20 protein-coding genes are annotated in these 19,702 nt (G+C 51.1%); 11 read left to right on the top strand and 9 right to left on the bottom strand.

Annotated features, from left to right (window positions below):
- Positions 1-74: 74 nt before the first annotated feature.
- Both tdh and B880_RS0117970 read right to left on the bottom strand, forming a co-directional pair.
- Complete coding sequence (gene tdh / locus B880_RS0117975) at positions 75-1,103, bottom strand: L-threonine 3-dehydrogenase (RefSeq protein WP_017348844.1); 1,029 nt, start codon at positions 1,101-1,103, stop codon at positions 75-77.
- Positions 1,087-2,310, bottom strand: coding sequence for a glycine C-acetyltransferase (locus B880_RS0117970; protein WP_017348843.1), 1,224 nt, complete (start codon positions 2,308-2,310; stop codon positions 1,087-1,089). The genes tdh and B880_RS0117970 overlap by 17 nt, the downstream gene beginning before the upstream one ends.
- A gap of 226 nt (positions 2,311-2,536) precedes the next feature.
- Here B880_RS0117970 and rfaD point away from each other — a divergent pair, with 226 nt between their 5' ends.
- Genes rfaD through B880_RS0117950 form a run of 4 tightly spaced genes read left to right on the top strand, consistent with a single transcriptional unit; the run spans position 2,537 to position 6,591 of the window.
- Positions 2,537-3,466: an ADP-glyceromanno-heptose 6-epimerase gene (gene rfaD, locus B880_RS0117965; protein ID WP_017348842.1), complete on the top strand. Its 930-nt coding sequence runs from the start codon at positions 2,537-2,539 to the stop codon at positions 3,464-3,466.
- A gap of 20 nt (positions 3,467-3,486) precedes the next feature.
- Complete coding sequence (gene rfaF / locus B880_RS0117960) at positions 3,487-4,545, top strand: ADP-heptose--LPS heptosyltransferase RfaF (RefSeq protein WP_017348841.1); 1,059 nt, start codon at positions 3,487-3,489, stop codon at positions 4,543-4,545.
- Positions 4,533-5,510, top strand: a complete 978-nt coding sequence (rfaC, locus tag B880_RS0117955) for a lipopolysaccharide heptosyltransferase RfaC (protein ID WP_017348840.1) — start codon at positions 4,533-4,535, stop codon at positions 5,508-5,510. The genes rfaF and rfaC overlap by 13 nt, the downstream gene beginning before the upstream one ends.
- A gap of 1 nt (position 5,511) precedes the next feature.
- Positions 5,512-6,591, top strand: a complete 1,080-nt coding sequence (locus tag B880_RS0117950; protein WP_017348839.1) for a glycosyltransferase family 9 protein — start codon at positions 5,512-5,514, stop codon at positions 6,589-6,591.
- Here the strand turns inward: B880_RS0117950 and B880_RS0117945 are convergent.
- The 4 genes from B880_RS0117945 to envC form a co-directional block, all read right to left on the bottom strand.
- Complete coding sequence (locus B880_RS0117945) at positions 6,586-7,833, bottom strand: O-antigen ligase family protein (RefSeq protein WP_017348838.1); 1,248 nt, start codon at positions 7,831-7,833, stop codon at positions 6,586-6,588. The two genes, B880_RS0117950 and B880_RS0117945, sit on opposite strands and share 6 nt — an antisense overlap.
- Positions 7,830-8,951 (bottom strand): glycosyltransferase family 9 protein, encoded by a 1,122-nt coding sequence (locus B880_RS0117940; RefSeq protein WP_017348837.1) that lies wholly within the window; start codon positions 8,949-8,951, stop codon positions 7,830-7,832. Before B880_RS0117940 ends, B880_RS0117945 begins: the two co-directional genes overlap by 4 nt.
- 167 nt (positions 8,952-9,118) lie before the next feature.
- Entirely contained in the window at positions 9,119-9,991 is an 873-nt protein-coding gene (locus B880_RS0117935; protein ID WP_051005715.1) for a divergent polysaccharide deacetylase family protein, read from the bottom strand.
- Positions 9,992-10,036: 45 nt separating this feature from the next.
- Entirely contained in the window at positions 10,037-11,338 is a 1,302-nt protein-coding gene (gene envC, locus B880_RS0117930; protein ID WP_017348835.1) for a murein hydrolase activator EnvC, read from the bottom strand.
- Between the two features lie 251 nt (positions 11,339-11,589).
- On the opposite strand from envC, the gene B880_RS0117925 reads away from it, so the two are divergent.
- The 5 genes from B880_RS0117925 (at position 11,590) to cysE (ending at position 14,701) form a co-directional block, all read left to right on the top strand.
- Positions 11,590-12,021: a rhodanese-like domain-containing protein gene (locus tag B880_RS0117925; RefSeq protein ID WP_026042748.1), complete on the top strand. Its 432-nt coding sequence runs from the start codon at positions 11,590-11,592 to the stop codon at positions 12,019-12,021.
- Between the two features lie 20 nt (positions 12,022-12,041).
- Entirely contained in the window at positions 12,042-12,296 is a 255-nt protein-coding gene (gene grxC / locus B880_RS0117920; protein WP_017348833.1) for a glutaredoxin 3, read from the top strand.
- A 40-nt stretch (positions 12,297-12,336) separates the two neighbouring features.
- Positions 12,337-12,798 carry a protein-export chaperone SecB gene (gene secB, locus B880_RS0117915; RefSeq protein WP_017348832.1) on the top strand — a complete coding sequence of 154 codons (462 nt, stop codon included), beginning with the start codon at positions 12,337-12,339 and terminating at the stop codon, positions 12,796-12,798.
- On the top strand, positions 12,798-13,814 hold the full coding sequence (gene gpsA, locus B880_RS0117910; protein ID WP_017348831.1) for an NAD(P)H-dependent glycerol-3-phosphate dehydrogenase: 1,017 nt from the start codon (positions 12,798-12,800) through the stop codon (positions 13,812-13,814). Before secB ends, gpsA begins: the two co-directional genes overlap by 1 nt.
- A gap of 68 nt (positions 13,815-13,882) precedes the next feature.
- Positions 13,883-14,701 (top strand): serine O-acetyltransferase, encoded by an 819-nt coding sequence (cysE, locus tag B880_RS0117905; protein WP_017348830.1) that lies wholly within the window; start codon positions 13,883-13,885, stop codon positions 14,699-14,701.
- Between the two features lie 6 nt (positions 14,702-14,707).
- Here cysE and trmL read toward each other — a convergent pair whose 3' ends face one another.
- The 3 genes from trmL to cpxR are packed head-to-tail and all read right to left on the bottom strand — an operon-like array spanning position 14,708 to position 17,289.
- Positions 14,708-15,178 (bottom strand): tRNA (uridine(34)/cytosine(34)/5-carboxymethylaminomethyluridine(34)-2'-O)-methyltransferase TrmL, encoded by a 471-nt coding sequence (gene trmL, locus B880_RS0117900; RefSeq protein ID WP_017348829.1) that lies wholly within the window; start codon positions 15,176-15,178, stop codon positions 14,708-14,710.
- Positions 15,179-15,217: 39 nt separating this feature from the next.
- Positions 15,218-16,594 (bottom strand): envelope stress sensor histidine kinase CpxA, encoded by a 1,377-nt coding sequence (gene cpxA / locus B880_RS0117895; protein WP_017348828.1) that lies wholly within the window; start codon positions 16,592-16,594, stop codon positions 15,218-15,220.
- Entirely contained in the window at positions 16,591-17,289 is a 699-nt protein-coding gene (gene cpxR, locus B880_RS0117890; RefSeq protein WP_026042746.1) for an envelope stress response regulator transcription factor CpxR, read from the bottom strand. Before cpxR ends, cpxA begins: the two co-directional genes overlap by 4 nt.
- Before the next feature lie 148 nt (positions 17,290-17,437).
- On the opposite strand from cpxR, the gene cpxP reads away from it, so the two are divergent.
- Together cpxP and B880_RS0117880 are read left to right on the top strand one after the other, a co-directional pair.
- Positions 17,438-17,950 carry a cell-envelope stress modulator CpxP gene (gene cpxP / locus B880_RS0117885; protein ID WP_017348826.1) on the top strand — a complete coding sequence of 171 codons (513 nt, stop codon included), beginning with the start codon at positions 17,438-17,440 and terminating at the stop codon, positions 17,948-17,950.
- 201 nt (positions 17,951-18,151) lie between these two features.
- Positions 18,152-19,102 carry a hypothetical protein gene (locus tag B880_RS0117880; protein WP_017348825.1) on the top strand — a complete coding sequence of 317 codons (951 nt, stop codon included), beginning with the start codon at positions 18,152-18,154 and terminating at the stop codon, positions 19,100-19,102.
- The last annotated feature ends 600 nt before the right edge of the window (positions 19,103-19,702 follow it).

The following is a 19,702-nucleotide window of genomic DNA, read 5'->3' as shown; positions in this document are numbered from 1 at the left end:
ATCCCGGGCGGGTATAATTTGCACTCCACTTACCTGTGTTTGCATAAACTTTCGACTTTAGTGACGCCGCGTAATCAACTCCAGTTCAGAATGACTTTTCCGGAGTGTCCTGAGCGCATCTCATCAAAGCCCTGCTGGAACTCATCAATGGTAAAACGATGAGTGATGATCGGGCTTAAATCGAGCCCTGACTGTATCAGTGCGGCCATTTTGTACCAGGTTTCAAACATTTCACGACCATAAATACCCTTAATAAATAGCCCTTTAAAGATGACTTTATTCCAGTCGATAGCCATTTCTGAGGGGGGAATACCGAGCAGAGCAATACGCCCGCCGTGATTCATCACATCCAGCATCTGCCGGAAAGCGGGGGGCGCACCTGACATCTCCAGCCCGACATCAAATCCCTCTGTCATGCCTAACTCAGCCATCACGCTGCGCAAATCTTGCTGCGCGACGTTAACCGCGCGCGTTGCGCCCATCCGGGCTGCCAACTCCAGCCGATAGGGATTTACATCTGTAATCACCACATGACGTGCGCCAACATGACGGCAAATCGCTGCTGCCATGATGCCGATTGGCCCTGCTCCTGCAATTAGCACATCTTCTCCCACCAGGTCGAAGGAGAGGGCAGTGTGCACAGCGTTACCGAAGGGATCAAAAATGGCGGCGATCTCATCAGGAATGCTTTCCGGAATACGGAAGGCGTTCCCTGCTGGAATCACCAGATACTCAGCAAAACAGCCTTGCCGGTTAACGCCTACGCCAATGGCGTTACGGCACAGGTGTGTGCGCCCACCGCGACAGTTGCGGCAGTGGCCACAGGTGATGTGTCCTTCACCGGAGACGCGATCGCCAATGTTAAATCCCCGCACTTCCTGGCCGATGGCAACCACTTCACCCACATACTCATGGCCGGTAATCATAGGAACGGGAATGGTTTTTTGCGACCATTCATCCCAGTTGTAGATGTGAACATCAGTGCCACAGATAGCGGTTTTGCGAATTTTGATCAGCAAATCGTTATGACCAGGCTCAGGGATTGGCGCATCCGTGATCATCCAGATTCCTTCGCGCGGATAGAGCTTAGCGAGCGCTTTCATCGTTTCTCTCCTGATTGATCACGCCCATTTGCCTGCCGATGCGGCTAAAAGCAGAGACCGCTTGTTCAAGCTGCTGTTGGGTATGTGCTGCGGAAATTTGCACGCGGATACGCGCCTGACCTTTCGGAACCACCGGGTAGAAGAAGCCCGTGACGTAAATACCTTCCTGCTGTAACCAGTGGGCAAACTCTTGTGCGACGCTGGCTTCCCCTAGCATCACGGGAATAATCGCGTGATCGGCCCCGGCGAGGGTGAAACCAGCCGCATGCATTTGGCTGCGGAAAAAGTTCGCGTTGTGCCACAGCCGCTGGCGCAGCCCGTCACCCTGATTGAGCAGTTCGAGCACTTGCAAAGAGGCTGCGACGATGGAAGGGGCAAGAGAGTTAGAGAACAGGTAGGGGCGTGAACGCTGGCGCAGCCACTCCACGACTTCCGCTTTCGCTGCGGTGTAGCCACCGGAAGCACCTCCCAGCGCTTTACCTAGAGTACCTGTAATGATGTCAACGCGGCCCATGACATTGCAATGTTCATGCGTACCGCGCCCGCCAGCGCCAACGAAGCCAACCGCGTGTGAATCATCGACCATCACCAGCGCGTTAAACTCATCAGCCAGGTCGCAAATGCCCGCTAAGTTAGCGATGACACCGTCCATAGAAAACACGCCATCGGTTGCGATCAGAATATGACGTGCACCTTTGCTACGTGCCTCTTCAAGGCAGCTTCTTAGCGCGGCCATATCATTATTGGCATAGCGATAACGTTGTGCTTTACACAGCCTCACGCCATCAATAATCGAGGCATGGTTGAGGGCATCAGAGATAATCGCATCTTCCGCGTCCAGCAGCGTTTCAAACAAGCCGCCGTTGGCATCAAAACAGGAAGCGTAAAGGATGGCATCCTCCATGCCTAAAAATGCCGCCAGTCTTTGTTCCAGTTGTTTATGAATGTCCTGCGTGCCGCAGATAAAACGCACCGAAGCCATGCCAAAACCGTGTGAATCCAACCCGGCTTTTGCCGCCTGAATCAAGGCAGGATGGTTAGCCAAACCGAGGTAGTTATTGGCGCAGAAGTTGATGATAGCCGCGTGATTCTGTGTCGTAATTTCAGTTTGTTGCGGCGAGGTGATGATGCGCTCCTGTTTAAATAGCCCCTCACTGCGGCTATTTTCCAACTGCTGACTGATCTGAGAATAAAATTGCGCTGACATCATTTTCTCCTTTGGGACGGTCTTTCGGCACATCTTACTGAGAGAATTGTCAGTAAACGTTGAATCCACTCGCTAAATGTAAAATTTGCAGCATAGTTCACGGGCTGCAATGTAAAAGCGCATGCGTTACGGAGTCATCTGGCTGTCGGCTCTGGAATGAAATGTTATGATGGCAACCATTCGCGCGTGAAACCTCCCGTTTCACCCCCAATTTAAGGTTAAGCAGATGATTATCGTAACTGGTGGTGCCGGCATGATTGGCAGCAACATCGTCAAGGCACTCAACGACCGTGGTCACACCGATATTCTGGTGGTGGATAACCTCAAAGATGGCACTAAGTTCGTCAATCTGGTGGATTTAGACATCGCTGATTACATGGACAAAGAAGAGTTCCTCGGGCTGATTGTCTCCGGCGAAGATCTCGGCCCGATTGAGGCCGTGTTCCATGAAGGTGCCTGCTCTGCAACCACCGAGTGGGACGGCAAGTACATGATGGATAACAATTATCAGTACTCTAAGGATCTGCTGCACTTCTGCCTTGAGCGTGAAATTCCGTTCCTGTATGCCTCTTCTGCCGCGACCTACGGTGGCCGTGATGACAACTTTATTGAAGAGCGCCAGTACGAGCAGCCGCTGAATGTGTATGGTTACTCAAAAATGCTGTTCGACCACTACGTGCGCCAGATTCTGCCAGAAGCAGAATCACCGGTATGTGGTTTCCGCTACTTCAATGTTTACGGTCCACGTGAAGGCCACAAAGGCAGCATGGCGAGCGTCGCATTCCATCTGAATACGCAGATTAACAACGGTGAGAATCCAAAACTGTTTGCAGGTAGCGATACTTTCAAACGCGACTTCATCCACGTTGATGATGTTGCAGCCGTGAATCTGTGGTGCTGGGAAAATGGTGTTTCGGGTATCTACAACTGCGGAACAGGTCGTGCCGAATCTTTCCAGGAAGTGGCTGATGCCGTCCTGAAGTTCCACCAGAAAGGTCAGTTGGAAACCGTACCGTTCCCGGAAAAACTGAAAGGCCGTTATCAGGCTTATACCCAAGCCGATCTCACCAAACTGCGTGCTGCTGGCTATGACAAACCGTTCAAAACGGTTGCTCAGGGTGTGGCTGAATACATGACCTGGCTGAATAAGGCATAACAAGGAAGCGTGCACCAGTTATGAAGATTCTGGTCATTGGCCCGTCGTGGGTCGGCGATATGATGATGTCGCAAAGTCTCTATCGTACCCTCAAGGCGCAACATCCTGAGGCGATTATTGATGTGATGGCACCCGCGTGGTGTCGTCCGCTACTGTCGCGTATGCCAGAAGTTAATCAGGCACTGGCGATGCCGCTCGGGCACGGTGCGCTGGAAATTGGCGAACGTCGTCGACTGGGCAAATCGCTGAGCGCTAGCGGCTATGACCGGGCTTATGTACTGCCGAACTCGTTTAAATCGGCGCTGGTGCCGTTCTTTGCTGGCATTCCTCGTCGTGTTGGCTGGCGTGGCGAAATGCGTTATGGATTGCTGAATGATCGTCGGATGTTGGATAAAGCCGCATTCCCACTGATGGTTGAGCGTTACGTTGCGTTAGGTTACGACACGCCGTTAGCCGCAGCGAGCCAACTGCCACAGCCATTGCTGTGGCCAAAGCTGGCCGTGGCTGACGCAGAAAAACAGGCGGTTGCGGCGCAGTTTTCACTGGCTGCTGAACGCCCGATCATCGGTTTTTGTCCTGGCGCTGAATTTGGCCCGGCGAAACGCTGGCCGCATTATCACTATGCGGCGCTCGCGCAGCAGCTTATTGCTGAAGGCTATCAGGTGGTGCTGTTTGGCTCCGCCAAAGATCATGAGACGGGTGAAACCATCCTGCAAAGTCTGGATGAGCCCGCCCGCCCGTGGTGCCGTAATCTCGCCGGGGAAACACAGTTGGAGCAGGCGGTTATCCTGCTGGCGCAGTGTGCGGCCGTGGTCAGTAATGATTCGGGGTTAATGCACATTGCAGCGGCATTAGATCGCCCGCTGGTGGCGCTTTATGGCCCAAGCAGTCCAGATTTTACGCCGCCATTATCCCATCAGGCGCGCGTTATCCGCCTGATCAGCGGTTATCACAAAGTACGTAAAGGCGATGCAGAGCAGGGTTATCATCAGAGCCTGATCGATATCACTCCGGCGCGTGTTTATCAGGAACTCAGCACATTGCTGCACGCACCACAGGAGACGTCATGCACGTCCTGATTATTAAAACCTCCTCAATGGGCGATGTTCTCCACTCGTTGCCCGCATTAACGGATGCGATGCAGGCGATTCCTGGCATTCGTTTTGATTGGGTGGTTGAAGAGAATTTTGCCCAGATTCCTGGCTGGCATCCGGCAGTTGATAAAGTCCTGCCGGTGGCGATTCGCCGCTGGCGCAAGCACTGGTTTGGCAGCCAGCAGCGAGAAGAACGTTTTCTGTTTAAACGTGAACTGCAGTCCCGTCAGTACGATATCGTGCTGGATGCTCAGGGGTTGATTAAGAGTGCTGCCCTGGTCACCCGGTTAGCAAAAGGGGTCAAGCATGGCCAGGACAGCCGCAGTGCACGTGAGCCCTTTTCCAGCTGGTGGTATGACAAACGCCATGAAATTAGCAAACAGCAGCACGCGGTAGAACGGACGCGTGAACTGTTCGCAAAAAGCCTGGGATATGAAAAACCGCAAACCCAGGGCGACTACGCGATTGCTCGCCATTTTCTTAGCCAGCCCTCAGCGGATGCACAGCGTTATCTGGTGTTTTTGCACGCTACCACGCGTGATAACAAACACTGGCCCGAAGCGCACTGGCGCGATCTCATCGCACGTGTGGCTCCTACCGGCCTGCGGATCAAATTGCCGTGGGGTGCAGAGCATGAGCACCAACGCGCACTACGCCTGGCTGAAGGCTTCGACCACGTAGAAGTGCTGCCGAAGCTGTCACTGGAACTCGTTGCAGGTCAACTGGCAAATGCGCGAGCGGTGGTGTCGGTAGATACCGGCTTGAGTCACCTGACCGCAGCGCTGGATCGACCGAATATCACACTGTATGGGCCGACCGATCCCGGCTTGATTGGCGGTTATGGCCAGAATCAGGTGAGCATCAAAGCGGAAGATAACTGCACCGATTCGATTACCAGTGAAGCGGTGTACTTACGTCTTCAGGAGATATTGCAGTCTCAGGCGGCATAAAATGGAAAAGAAGAAAAAATTTGCGAAGCTGCGGGCATTAAATCGCCAACGCAATTATCTGATGAAGTCGCTGCGCCTTCATTTCGCACGCCTTTTACTCGACCATCGCTCACCAAGGGCTTTTGCTATTACGGCGAGTAAACGCGTTCTTTTCCTGCGTGATGACGACAAAATTGGCGATATGGTGGTTTCCACCTCACTGTTTCGTGAATTTTCACGCGCAGGATATCAGGTTGATGTTTATGCTGGTGCAGCCAATGTCTGTGTCATTGAGCGTAATCCGCACATCAATAACATTATTATTGCCAGTAAAGACATTCAGGCCAGGCTGGCACAAGCAAACGTGCTCGCCCAAAAGCCCTATGACGTCGTGATTGATATGGGCGATAAACTTTCGCCGTTTCATCTGCGATTTCTGCGCCGCTTGAATGCCATGAATGTCGTGGGTTTTAATAAAAAAGGGTTCAATATCTACAATAAGTCGCTGGATTATCTCGGTTATGAACGCCATATCACCGAGCGCTACCAGTTGCTAATGGAAAGTTTTGATATTAAGAATTTCAGCACTGCGTATGACCTGCATATCCCGGAGTCATTGCAGAGCGAAATCAGTGCTTTTTTTGCCAGCTTACCGGGTGAACGCTGCCTGGTTATCAATCCCTATGCTGCGGATGCACGACGTGATATGTCATTGCCGCAGTTGCAGCAGGTGATCCAACTTATTCATGAACGTTGGTCAGACACGGATGTGGTGATCATTGGTGACCCCAAACGTGTTAGCCATCTGGAACTGGAAGGCGCGGTGATCAGTCCTTTCCAGACCTTGCAAGGTGCGTGTGGAGTGATTGCGCAAAGTGATGCTGTACTGTCACCTGATACCGCAGTCGTCCATATTGCCGCCGCCTGGCAAAAACCTATGGTTTGTCTGTATGGTAATGATCTGCACGGTTCGTGGATTAACAGCAAAGTCTGGGGGCCGGGTTATCCGCAAGCCTTCCAGGTTTACACTCAGGATAAATACCATCCGGTCTCAACGATCAAGGCAGATGATATTATCCTGGCGCTGGGCAAAATCTTATGACGTTACCTGAGGTGCGGGTCGACTGAGCTGCCAGAGCAGTGTCAGGAGCATCAGCACGGGGAAGAAAATGGTCTGATCGCGGCTGATAAATATGACGTCGGTCAGGCCAGAGAGCATAACGACTAACACCACGGATAAGAACGCCGGGTTGCGGTATCTCCATCCCAGTGTCAGGTTGGTGATGTAGTAGAAAATCAGGACTGCCAGACCTAAAACACCTTGCAGACTAGCGGTTTCAATTAACTCATCGTGCAGATGGATATTGACGTAAGCAAGCGAGGATTTGTCTTTGTGCGTGGTGGCGACATAGTCTTTGAACCACTGAGTACGATCTTCCTGGCTCATGCCAAACGGGTGGGCGGCAAAACTCTTTAGGCCCACGTTCCACATTGCCAGCCGGGTAGTTAATGAACCGAGGTCATTACCATCACTCTGTTCAAATGTCTGATACTCCTGAACCGTCGTCGCAACTCTGGGTGCAATCACCAGTTTGTAGCTCGCTGCAATCAACACGAAGAGGGTGACAAAGACTATCGCAAAGCCCTTCCAGCCAAAATGACGGAACTTCAGCACCCCAATAATCAGTAATGCCAATGGGAAGCTCGCCATTGTATTGCGGGTTTCAGTGGCGCTGATCATCAGAAAAGCGAGAATAAACACGCCTGCGGCCACAAGGTAGTGCCAGCGTTGGTTGGCATCTTGCAGCAGCATAAAAATGACGGCGGTTGCTAATCCGGCATACATGTAGGAGGCATCAGTGGCGCGTCCCTGGTAAAAGTCGACCCGGTCAACATGATGCAGAATCTGCCAGCCACCCACGCAAGTTGCCACCAACAGCGCACCCAGCAGGCCATACTTGATGAACTGAGCATGAACGGGGCTGAGCAAGCGTTTATTGCCGAGTAGAAACAGGGCGATGAATGCTGCAATCATCACGCGTTTACCACTGGCAAGGTAGGAGTTATAGATATCAAAGTCCGGCTGACCAATATACTCGATGCCGAACCAGACAACTTTACTGAGCCCAAGAAGAAAGAGTGAGCCGATAAAAAAATATTCACTGCGACTCAAGGAGAGGCGACGATATAACATGCCGAAAGCGGCAAGGTAAGAAGAGATAAAGAAAAAAATGCGCCCGTCTTTTTTATCAAAGAAAGTAAAAATAACTGTCGATAAGATAAGTAAAGCTGAGAGGTTGAATAACCATGTCAATCTCTTGTCTGGCGCAGGAAGTATTTTCATTCGACAAGTTGCTCCTCAGGTGTGAGTGTTCTGATTCCTTTTTCCAGCATCTCCGTGACTTTTGCCGCGACCTGTTCAGGCCGGATGACATCCATCACATGTGCCAGTTCGCTATGGGACTTTCTGCGGCTAACATAAATGATTCGATGTAAATGAGGGTCCTGGAATGCACCTGTTGCGTAGGGGTTGGCCGTCACAAACAGCCCTAAAGTCGGGGTTTTTACCGTCACGGCAATATGTAATGGGCCCGTGTCTCCGGTGATTAAGAGATCCATATTGTTGATGATCGCGCATAGCTCCGGTAAACCGGTCGCGCCGACGCGATTGCTGACTTTTTCATGCAGTGCTTGCGGAAAATGTTGCAGGAAAGCGGCTGCCCGGCCCTTATCTCCCGGCCCGCCGATCAAAATAAAATGGCATTCGGGATGGCGCGTCAGAATGTGTGCAGCTGCGCTGGCAAAATGTTCTGGCGCCCAGCAGCGCTCTGGGGTTGAAGCGCCTAATTGCAGGCCAACCACCGGTTGAGGATTGCGTTGTTTTTCCGGCAAAACCAACGGCAGTTTCATTGTAATATCATTAATATCACAGCCTAACCCTTGTACCAGAGCCAGCTTGCGTTGAATGATATGCCCTTTAAACGCGATGGTGTAATCCGCCAGCCATTTATCCCGCAGAGGCACATTATCCAGATAGTTATCTTTAATGATGGTTTTCGCACCCGATAAGATGGCGCATAAATAGTCATAAGGTTCGTGCGAGTGAAGCAACAGCGCTAAATCAGGGCGGGGATATTGTTTTAGCTCTTTCAGCAGCGGCGCAATCGTAATGGCTTTGTTATTCCAGAAGGCAAGATTATCCCAGTCATCACCTGTGCGCAGGAAATCAGTAAACTTCTGATGTGCAATAAGGGTAATCAAGGCGTCAGGATAGCGAGCCCTTACTGCGCGAATCGCCGGGGAGTTAAACAGGAAGTCGCCAAGGGCTGTAGTGGAAAAAATTAAAATGTGACGAGGCTGCAGGGTTGATAAATCAACCGTAGTATCGACCTGATGACGCTTTACCAGGTTATGGACAAGGAGCGCCTTGTCTAACAGTTTTGTTTTCCAAATTTTGCGCATGTACGGCTCGTATTATTCTGATTCAGATGATGATGAAACACTTTTGACCCGGTGGAACTGATTAAGTTTCCCGATCAAACCCGTGTGTTACCACACCGTTAAAGCGTGCAAGCAGCCTCTTAAGTTTAACGAATTGTGCCACTTTCCCCACAGAGGGGGAAAGGCAATCAGAACAGGTCCGCCAGTTTTTTGTAGAGCGGGCTTTGCGCAATACTCTCCGCGATCACACTCAACATACGCGTTGCTGGCACGGGGGCAATAGGCTGCCTGGTTACGCACAAGCCAGGCGCTTTGAAGCGTGCTGGCTGAGGTTTTACTGGCGAAGTTGGATGCGTGCTGGCAGAAACCGCAGTACCGCGCTGCGGCTCATTAAGGAGCTGGCTGGGACGCACTAAGGTGACATCGGCGGGTAGATTCGGCAGCATCGCACGTAGCACCCGTACCGTGGTGGGATGTGGGTGCCCAATCGCAATAGCGTATCCATCACGCTGGGCCAGTTTTACCGCTCGCTGGAACTGCTGGCGGATGTCTGCCTCGTTTTGGCTGTCATCAAGGAAAACGCGACGTTTCAGAATACGGACGTGCGTGCCCTGCGCTGCGGGTATGGACTGGCTACCCGCAATCGTCATGCTATCGAGAAAATAGAGATTGTAGTGATCCAGTGCCTGCATCACTTTCTGCATACCCGACAAACTGGAGGTCATCTTACTGCCCTGATGATTATTCAGGCCGACGGCAAACGGGACTTTATTCACCGCTTCCTGGATGATGCGAGCAACTTCGGCACTGCTCATATCAGGCGTGAGGGTATTTTTTTCCAGTGGCTGTTTACTTAACGGGGCCATGGGAAGATGGATGATCACCTCATGGCCCAATTGATGGGCCTTGACCGCCATCTCATGGGAATGTGGGGCATCTGGCAGGACGGAAACGCTGATTTGCGGCGACATCTGCAAAATCTGGTTCTCTTCCGCCGGGCGATAACCAAAATCATCAATCACTAACGCTAACTTGCCAGCATGAGCAGTAAAGCTGAGCATCAGACCGCCCAGCAACGAAATGAGAGTGCGGGAGCGAATCAAGGCTTATCTTCCTAACCACGGGAGTGGGTTAACCGCCTGTCCCTGGCGTCGGATTTCGAAATAGAGCGATGGCGTACCACGACCGCCGCTGGTGCCTACCAGGGCAATGGACTGTCCGGCCCTTACCTGAGCACCTACGCTCACCAGTGCGCTTTGGTTATAGCCGTAGAGGCTCATATCCCCTTTGCCGTGATCGATAACCACCACCAGCCCGTAACCTTGCAACCAGTCGGCCATGAGCACGCGGCCATCTGCGATGGCTTTAACGTCACTGCCTTCTGCGGCATCAATCACCAGCCCTTTCCAGCGCAGTTCACCTTGCAGAGTTTCACCAAAGCGATGTTCGATGCGGCCATGTACTGGCCACAGAGCCTGGCCACCAGGTCGGCCTAAGCCACCGGTACGTGCCATCAACTCACTCTCATCGCGAGTGGGTTTGTAAGTGGAACCTTTGGCCTTGGCTTGTGCCTGACGCTGGCGCACCTGTTCTGCTTCGCGCGCTTCACGTTCAGCTCTTGCACGTGCCTCGCGTTCAGCTTTGGCTATTTTATCTTGCAGGCGGCTTTCGTTCTGGCGCATCTGCACCAGGTCAGCCTGGTCTTTCTCCAGTGAACTCTCCAGCACGCTCAGGGTTTTTTTACGTGCTGCGTTGGCTTGTTCCAGACGAGTTTGCTGTGTCTGTTGTTGAGACAGCAGTCCTTTCTGTTGTGCTTGCTTAGCCAGCAATGTGCTTTGTTGCTGGGCGAGTTTCGCTCGGGTTTGCTTGAGCGCCTCAATGTTCTTTTCTCTGGCGTCGTTGAGGTAGCCGAAGTACGCCAGAATGCGCTCACTGCGTTGTGCTTCTGCACCGCCCATCAGCAACTGTAGGCCGTTATGTTTGCCCTGACGGAATGCAGCATCCAGCTGTTGTGCGAGTAATTTTTCCTGAGCAACCTGCTGCTTCTTCAGTTGCGCAATCGAGGCGGTGAGTTGGTTGATATCATTGTTGATACTGGCCAGTGTATTGCGGGTTTCTCTCAGCTGGCGACTCGCCTGCGCGACCACTTTTTCCTGGCTCTGGAGCTGATCAAGCAGTTGGCTGCGCTGCACTTTCTGCGCCTGAACACTCTTCTCTTTCTCGGCAATACTCTGCTGAATCGACTTGAGTTGAGTTTTGTTGTCATCAGCGCTGTAGCCAGTGACAGGCAATGACAACATGCCCGCGCAAAGCAGGCTCAGGGAGAGGACGGACATACGCACCGTTTTTGGCGAATGCGCCGTGTTAAAACGGGTCCATGTGTATGAATTGGCTGTTTTTCCCTTCATATACCAGTGATTATTCCACGTTGAATAGATGCTTACCAGCCATCCCCAAAGGGATTTCCTTTTCCAAACATGTCCGTAAGCGACCAAACCTTCTTAAGCGTTGCGCTGTTTTTACGATTTGACCACTTTTTTTGGAAAATGACGCACAAATCGTAACTCTGGCCCTCTCGCTTCTGTACATGCGAAGTGGCGCAGGTATACTCAGAACCCTTGTTTTCGCTTATTAGCCCGGTTTGGAGTCGTTACCCCTCATGCAAGAAATTATGCAGTTTGCCAGCAATCACACCATCCTGAGCCTGGCTTGGGTTGCTTTATTAATTCTGGTGATTGTAACCACCGTTAAAGGCATGTTCTCTAAAGTAAAAACAATTAGCCGGGGCGAAGCAACCCATCTAATTAATAAAGCAGACGCGGTGGTGGTTGACGTTCGCTCACGCGATGATTATCGCAAGGGGCACATTTCTGGGGCTATTAACCTGGCAGCAGCAGATATCAAAAAAGGCAGCTTTGGCGAACTGGAAAAGCATAAAGCTCAGCCAGTCATTGTTGTCTGCGCCACGGGCCAGAGCGCCGGTGAGCCAGCGGCTGCACTGAGTGCAGCCGGTTTTGCGCAGGTTAGCGTTCTGAAAGATGGCATCAGTGGCTGGAGCGGTGAAAACCTGCCTCTGGTACGCGGAAAATAATCTTCCCTAAGGAATCCGATATGGCAAACATTGAGATTTATACCAAAGCGACCTGTCCTTTCTGTGTGCGTGCAAAAGAACTGTTAAAACAGAAGGGTGCTGCATTCAATGAAATCGCTATTGATGGTGATGCCGAAAAGCGTGAAGAGATGATTAAACGCAGTGGCCGTACTACTGTGCCTCAGATCTTTATTGATGCGCAGCATATTGGCGGCTGTGACGACCTTTTTGCTCTTGAGGGTCGTGCCGGATTAGACCCACTCCTTCAGGCGTAATTTAACGTCAGGACATTTTAACATACAGGACTTAAGTCAGATGTCAGAACATAACACCAACGAAATGCAGTTCCAGATTCAACGCGTCTATACTAAAGATATCTCTTTTGAAGCGCCTAATGCGCCACAGGTATTCCAGAAAGAGTGGGAACCTGAAGTTAAACTGGACCTGGACACCGCGTCTTCTCAGCTGGCTGACGACGTATTTGAAGTTGTCCTGCGCGTTACTGTAACCGCCAGCGTTGGTGAAGATACTGCGTTCCTGTGCGAAGTTCAGCAGGCAGGTATTTTCAGCATCACCGGTATCGAAGGCAACCAGATGGCTCACTGCCTGGGTGCATACTGCCCGAACATCCTGTTCCCGTATGCGCGCGAGTGCATCACCAGCCTGGTTTCTCGCGGTACCTTCCCGCAGCTTAACCTGGCGCCAGTGAACTTTGATGCGCTGTTCATGAACTATCTGCAGCAGCAGCAGGGCGCTGAACCACATCAGGATGCCTGATGAGTAATCACGCTTCTATTAGCGTCATCGGTGCCGGTTCATACGGCACCGCACTGGCGATCACCCTAGCCCGTAACGGCCATCCGGTACTGTTATGGGGACATAATCCTGTGCATCAGGCGCAGCTCCAGGCTGACCGCTGTAATGTGGCTTTTCTGCCTGATGTACCTTTCCCTGACAACCTTGCACTCGAAACCGATCTGGCAAAAGCTGTGGCTGCTAGCCGTGACTTGCTGGTCGTGGTGCCAAGCCATGTCTTTGGTGAAGTGCTGGCGCAAATCAAACCGCACCTGCGAGCGGATTCACGGATTGTCTGGGCAACAAAAGGCCTGGAGCGTGAAACGGGGCGTTTGTTGCAGGATGTGGCGCGTGAAGTGCTGGGTGATGAAATCCCACTTGCTGTGGTGTCTGGTCCCACCTTTGCAAAAGAGTTGGCTGCGGGTATGCCAACCGCGATTGCTCTGGCGGCAACAGATGCGCAATTTGCTGAAGATCTGCAGCTCAAACTGCACTGTGGCAAAAGTTTCCGTGTTTACAACAACCCGGACTTTGTCGGCGTACAGTTGGGGGGAGCGGTGAAAAACGTCATCGCTATCGGAGCCGGTATTTCCGATGGAATTGGCTTTGGTGCGAATGCCCGCACGGCATTGATCACGCGTGGCCTGGCTGAAATGAGTCGTTTGGGTGCTGCGTTAGGTGCCGATGCGACAACCTTCATGGGCATGGCCGGTCTAGGCGATTTGGTGCTGACCTGTACCGATAATCAGTCACGTAACCGTCGTTTTGGCATGATGCTGGGACAGGGCGAAGATGTAGACAGCGCACAGCGCATTATCGGACAAGTGGTTGAGGGATACCGAAACACTAAAGAGGTCAAAGCATTAGCCGCTCGTCTTGGCGTAGAGATGCCAATTACAGAACAAATTTACCAGGTTCTGTATTGCGAAAAGTCAGCGCGAGAGGCAGCATTGAGCTTGTTGGGCCGTGAACGCAAGGATGAAAACAGCCCGAGCTGAGGCATGATGCCCGGTAGAATTATCTGTAGCGCCGGTTTTGGCGCTTTTTTTTATCAGGAGAAATAGCAATGTCGTCTGATGAGTTAGAACTGGTTTGGAATAATATTAAAGCCGAAGCACGAGCGTTGGCAGACTGTGAGCCAATGCTGGCCAGTTTTTACCATGCGACATTGTTGAAACATGAAAATCTCGGCAGCGCGTTGAGCTATATGCTGGCTAACAAGCTTTCGAACCCAATCATGCCAGCAATCGCCATTCGCGAGATTGTTGAAGAGGCGTATCGTGAAGATCCCTCCATGATTGTCTCTGCGGCTTACGATATTCAGGCGGTACGCCTGCGTGACCCGGCAGTCGACAAATACTCCACGCCATTGCTTTACCTCAAAGGTTTCCATGCTTTGCAGGCTTATCGTATCGGCCACTGGCTGTGGAATGAGGGACGTCGTGCACTGGCGGTCTATCTGCAGAATGAAATTTCTGTCTCCTTCAGCGTTGATATCCACCCTGCGGCAAATATTGGTTACGGTATTCTGCTCGACCATGCTACCGGCATCGTTATTGGTGAAACGGCTGTGGTAGAAAATGACGTATCCATTTTACAGTCAGTGACGCTGGGCGGTACCGGGAAAACCACCGGTGACCGTCACCCAAAAATTCGCGAAGGCGTACTGATTGGCGCGGGGGCCAAAATTCTCGGCAATATCGAAGTGGGACGTGGTGCGAAAATTGGTGCGGGTTCAGTAGTATTGCAACCGGTGCCGCCGCATACCACGGCAGCAGGGGTTCCGGCACGCATTGTGGGTAAACCCACCAGTGATAAACCCTCAATGGATATGGATCAGCACTTTAGTGGTGCCGCCGGATTTGAATTCGGCGACGGGATCTAAACGCGTTTATTTAACCAGCGCGCCGGCATAATCCAGCTGGCGCCATGCTTCAAACACCACGACTGAAACCGCATTCGAGAGGTTCATGCTCCGGCTTTCCGGCGCCATTGGGATGCGGATCTTATGTTGTGCAGGCAACACATCCAAAATCGTTGCGGGTAAGCCGCGGCTCTCCGGTCCAAACAGCAAGTAATCCCCAGCCTGATAGCTCACCGCACTGTGTGCCGGCGTGCCTTTGGTCGTCAAAGCAAACAACCGCTGTGGATTTTCAGCATTGAGGAAAGCGGCGTAATCGTCGTGATGACGAATAGCCGTGAATTCATGGTAGTCCAACCCGGCGCGGCGCAACCGCTTATCATCCCAGCCAAAGCCCAGTGGATGAATCAGATGCAGTTGAAAGCCGGTGTTAGCGCACAGGCGAATAATATTGCCAGTATTCGGTGGGATTTCAGGTTCAAATAAAACGATGTTCAGCATAGTGGCCCCCAGTAACGAGGGCCGCAGCATAGCAAATTATTAACTGGCAGAGGAGTAGAGCGGTAGCCATAACGTCAGACGCAGGCCGCCTAGCGGGCTGTCATCGGCTTTCACCCAGCCGCGATGCTGCTGGATCGCCGTTTCCACAATCGCCAGGCCCAAACCGGTTCCACCAGACTCTCTGTCACGCGCTTCATCAGTACGGTAGAACGGACGGAAAATCTGTTCACGGTCTTCCGGGCTAACGCCTGGGCCGTCATCATCAACGTGAATAGTGATGCCCGTTATATCCACGGAAAACGAGACACTGATATGGGAGTGTGAATAGCGCAGGGCATTGCGAACGATATTCTCCAACGCACTTTCCAGAGCATGAGGATTCCCGTACAGCGGCCACGATCCCGGTGGATAAGGCACATCCAGTTGCTTGCCCATCTGTTCTGCTTCGAACTTCGCATCTTCTAACACGCCGTTCCACAGTTGATTCGCCTTCATGGCTTCACTGACCAGCGCATTGTTGTGTTGTGTGCGTGACAGCACCAGCAAGTCGTTGATCATGCCATCCAGGCGTTGTGCCTCGGTTTCGATACGTTCCAGCTCCTTGCTCTCGCCTTGTCGACGCCGTACCAGCGCAGTGGCTAACTGTAAGCGGGTTAATGGTGTGCGCAGTTCATGGCTGATGTCAGAAAGTAAACGCTGCTGAGCGGACATCATTCGCTCTAGCGCGCTAACCATCTGATTGAAACTGGAACCGGCAGCGAGAAACTCCTGTGGCCCAGATTCCAGTTCCGGGTGTTGACGCAAATTACCGCTGGCTACTTCATCCGCAGCATGTTTCAACTTACGTGCTGGACGTGCCAGGCTCCACGCCAGCCAAAGAAGCAGCGGCGCGCTGATCAGCATGGTGACAATCAGCAGTAAAAATGGCCGGTCAAACAGCAGATTGACGAAATCCAGTTGGGAGCTGGTGGCCGGGCGGATCAGATACAGTTGATAGTTATCTTCGCCGTCCTGCACCATAAACGGCCCCACTAGCTCGATGCGGCCATATTTTTTCTTCATGGGGTGGTCGGCATTATCGGACTGGCCGATAAAGTTGCGGATCACCTGCATTTCATTGTGCTGAGCGCCAATCACACGACCTTCACTGGTCACCAGTAACAAACGCTGGCCCGGCGGTGCCCATTTATCAATGGCACGAAACAGCCGACGCCACCACATCAGGTCATTGGAGGGATCGTCTGAAAGCTCAGCTTCAATATGTTGTTCAATCATCAGACCTTGCCGCTGCTCACTATCGAGCAGCGGGGTCATCTGGCGGGAGTCAAGTTTCGGGACCATCAGCACCAGCATCAACACCAGGGCCAACGTCAGCCAGAAAATAGCGAAGATGCGGGTGGTCAAACTTCCAATCATGATGCAGAGACCATCAGGTAGCCACGTCCACGCAGGGTTTTAAACCACGGGTGCCCGTCACGCCGTTCTGGTAGTTTGCGACGCAGGTTGGAAATGTGCATATCAATCGCACGATCAAAAGGCGTTAAGCGTTTACCTAACACTTCCTGGCTCAGATGTTCACGGGAGACCACTTGCCCCAAATGCTGCGCCAGCAAATAGAGTAGAGTGAATTCCGTGCCAGTGAGGTCCAGCGTGGTGTTTTCAAAGCTCGCTTCCTGACGGCCAGGATTAAGGCGCAGGCAGTCCACTTCCAGCGTTGGCGCGCTGTTGTCTTGCTGCTGCTGCTGTTCACTCCAGTTCGAACGACGCAGGATGGCACGGATACGCGCTACCAGTTCGCGGTCATTAAACGGTTTGGGCAGATAGTCATCTGCACCGAGTTCCAGCCCCAGAACGCGATCGAGCTCACTGCCGCGTGCAGTCAGCATAATCACTGGCGTTTGATGCTGCTGGCGGAGTTCCTTCAGCGTGTCGATGCCATTTTTTTTCGGCATCATTACATCAAGTAAAAGTAGGTCAACAGAGCTGTCGAGGAGGTTGAGTGCTTGCTCGCCGTCACCGGCTACCAGTATTTCAAACCCTTCCATTTCCAGCAGCTCTTTTAACAGTGACGTTAATTCGCGGTCGTCATCAACTAACAGGATTTTGTTCATTTTCATTGCCCTCCGCAGGCAAAATACCTCGTTCCTGGCTAACCCATCCATCGCTTTACGTAGTTTTACACCCCCTGACGCATGTTTGCAGCCCCAGCCGTAAACTGGCTCTCGTTGAATCGCAAAACAGAACGAACTGGAGTACCCGATGCGCACACTAACCGCCGTCGTTTTTGCCTCAGCGGTGAGTCTAAGTATCACTCAGGCAGGAGCCGCAAGCACGACGAAGAGTGAACAACCGCATCAAGATGGACAGCGGGTGCCGGGAGGCATATCGCAAATTCATCAAAACCAGATGTTCGATGGGATTGAGTTGACCGAACAGCAACGTCAACAGATGCGCGACCTGATGCAGCAGGCCCGCCATGAACGTCCAGCGATTTCACTGCAGGAAATTGAAAACCTGCACGAGTTAACGATTGCTGACCAGTTTAATGAATCTGCGCTGCGCGCCGAAGCTGAAAAGATAGCACAAGCGCAGGTAGATCATCAGGTTGAGATGGCCCGGGTCAGTAATCAGATGTATCACCTGTTAACGACGGCACAGCAAGCCACGTTGCAGAAAAATTATGAGCGTCGCCTGAATCAGTTACGCGAGCTCTCATCTTTGCAGTCAGCGTCATCGCTGCAAGCAGTGAGTAGTACCAGTGGTAATCAGTAAGCATGTATCCAGTAACATAGTATCCCTGTTTTTCCTTGCCATAGACACCATCCCTGTCTTCCCCCTCATGATGAGGGGGTTTTTTTTGCCCGCCGATCTTACTTCGCTCTGATTATAAACAATACTTTACTGTGGTTTACTTGAGTGATGGTAACTAACCGTTATAAATTCATCGCCTTTCACGGAGCGATGAGAATAACAATGGCAACTTCAGGTCTTTTCCCGGCACACAAACTCCCTTCAATCGACTTAGCCCGCCGTCTGGGCATTAAAGATCCGATCGATTTTCAGGCGCTGATCAATCAGTTTGACTGCCTACGTAACTTTGAGCGCGTAGGGATTATCTATGATGATGGCTACTCACGCTGGCTGGTGCGGCCTTCACGGCGTTATGCGAGCATTACAGATAATGTGGTTACGCATGTGGTGATTACCAGGATTAGGGAAAACACCTCATCAGCAGATATTGAAAAATCTCTTACTGGCACTCTTTCAACTTCGATTTTCAATGGGGAGTTTGCGGCAACAGCTCTAGCATGCGGTTCTAGTTTAGCGACAGCGGTATTAGCTGTTACGGCTACGGGGGTTATTCCTTTGACTGGTGGTAGTTCAGGTATTGCAGCTGTCACTTTAGCAACAGGAACTTGGGCAACAGGCTTCCAGTGTGGTATAGGAGTGGGTAGGGCTATTGGTTTATCTGCTGGTTTTAGTGAAGAAGTTAAATGGTTGGATAGTCAGCAATGGTTTCAAGCGACGTCTACGATTTTAGATGGATTATCATTAACTTCGGCTAGCGTTGGTTTAAAGAAAACAGTAGATGTTTATAAGCAAATGAAGGCTATTTCTTCCATTAAAGCAACTGAATGGTTAAATCTACTTCCAAGAGCAGAACGGAAACGTTTGACTGATCACATCATCCGCGCGCAAAATCCTGGCATCTCAGCCTCAGGTATCAAAGCTGCTATCAATGCTGGGAAATACCCAAAACGCTTTCCTGCAGAGTCTCTGCAACGATCATTACATCGTGAGCTTGTCAGTGCAGTAATTAATTCTTCAGCATTTGTTGGGAGTGGTTTTTCTGGTAATCTCAGAAACCCAGAAAACATTTCTTTACATGGGAAATACATCATTAGCTTAATGCAGAGTTTTTGAGCGATAAATCATGAGAATTCAAACCGTAAAGTATCATGAGCTAGAGATTAATATAAATAAATCAAATATTAAGGAGCTTGATGCCATAAGGGAAAGCCTGAATATTGAAATGAAGAACATACCAGCATGGGTGAGCTTTCCGATGTTTGCTTGTGATATTTTATCTTTCATTGGCTTCGTTATTATTCAGGTTTTTTTGTGGCGTGATGTTTTTTTTATCGCCGGATTGGATGCTGTTAAGGTTTTTTCCGGAGTTGTTTTTTCAATCGGATTATATTGTCTTTTGAAGACGGTCTCTATTTTTCTACTTAGGAGAGGCATGTCATTAGGCCTTATACTCTATTGCTGGCTGTTGAATGTGGTAATTATTATACTAGCTTCGTACTTTTTTATATCATTACCATTTTTCAGGAGCATCATACCTGGGATTGAAGGGAATATAGTGTACTCTACTTGTTCATTAGTGTTTGTGTTAGTAGGTAAGTCTTTTCTTTATACCCTCCGCTTTGATAAGTTCATGCTAAATAATTTCTATGAGCTGACATGGCGAAGGGAGAAAAAAATATCATAATTTTATTTTTGAAAAAATAAAAAATACAA

Source organism: Pantoea sp. A4, assembly GCF_000295955.2.
GTDB classification, from domain to species: Bacteria; Pseudomonadota; Gammaproteobacteria; order Enterobacterales; family Enterobacteriaceae; genus Pantoea; species Pantoea multigeneris.
This window is presented reverse-complemented; position numbering and strand designations above follow the sequence as displayed.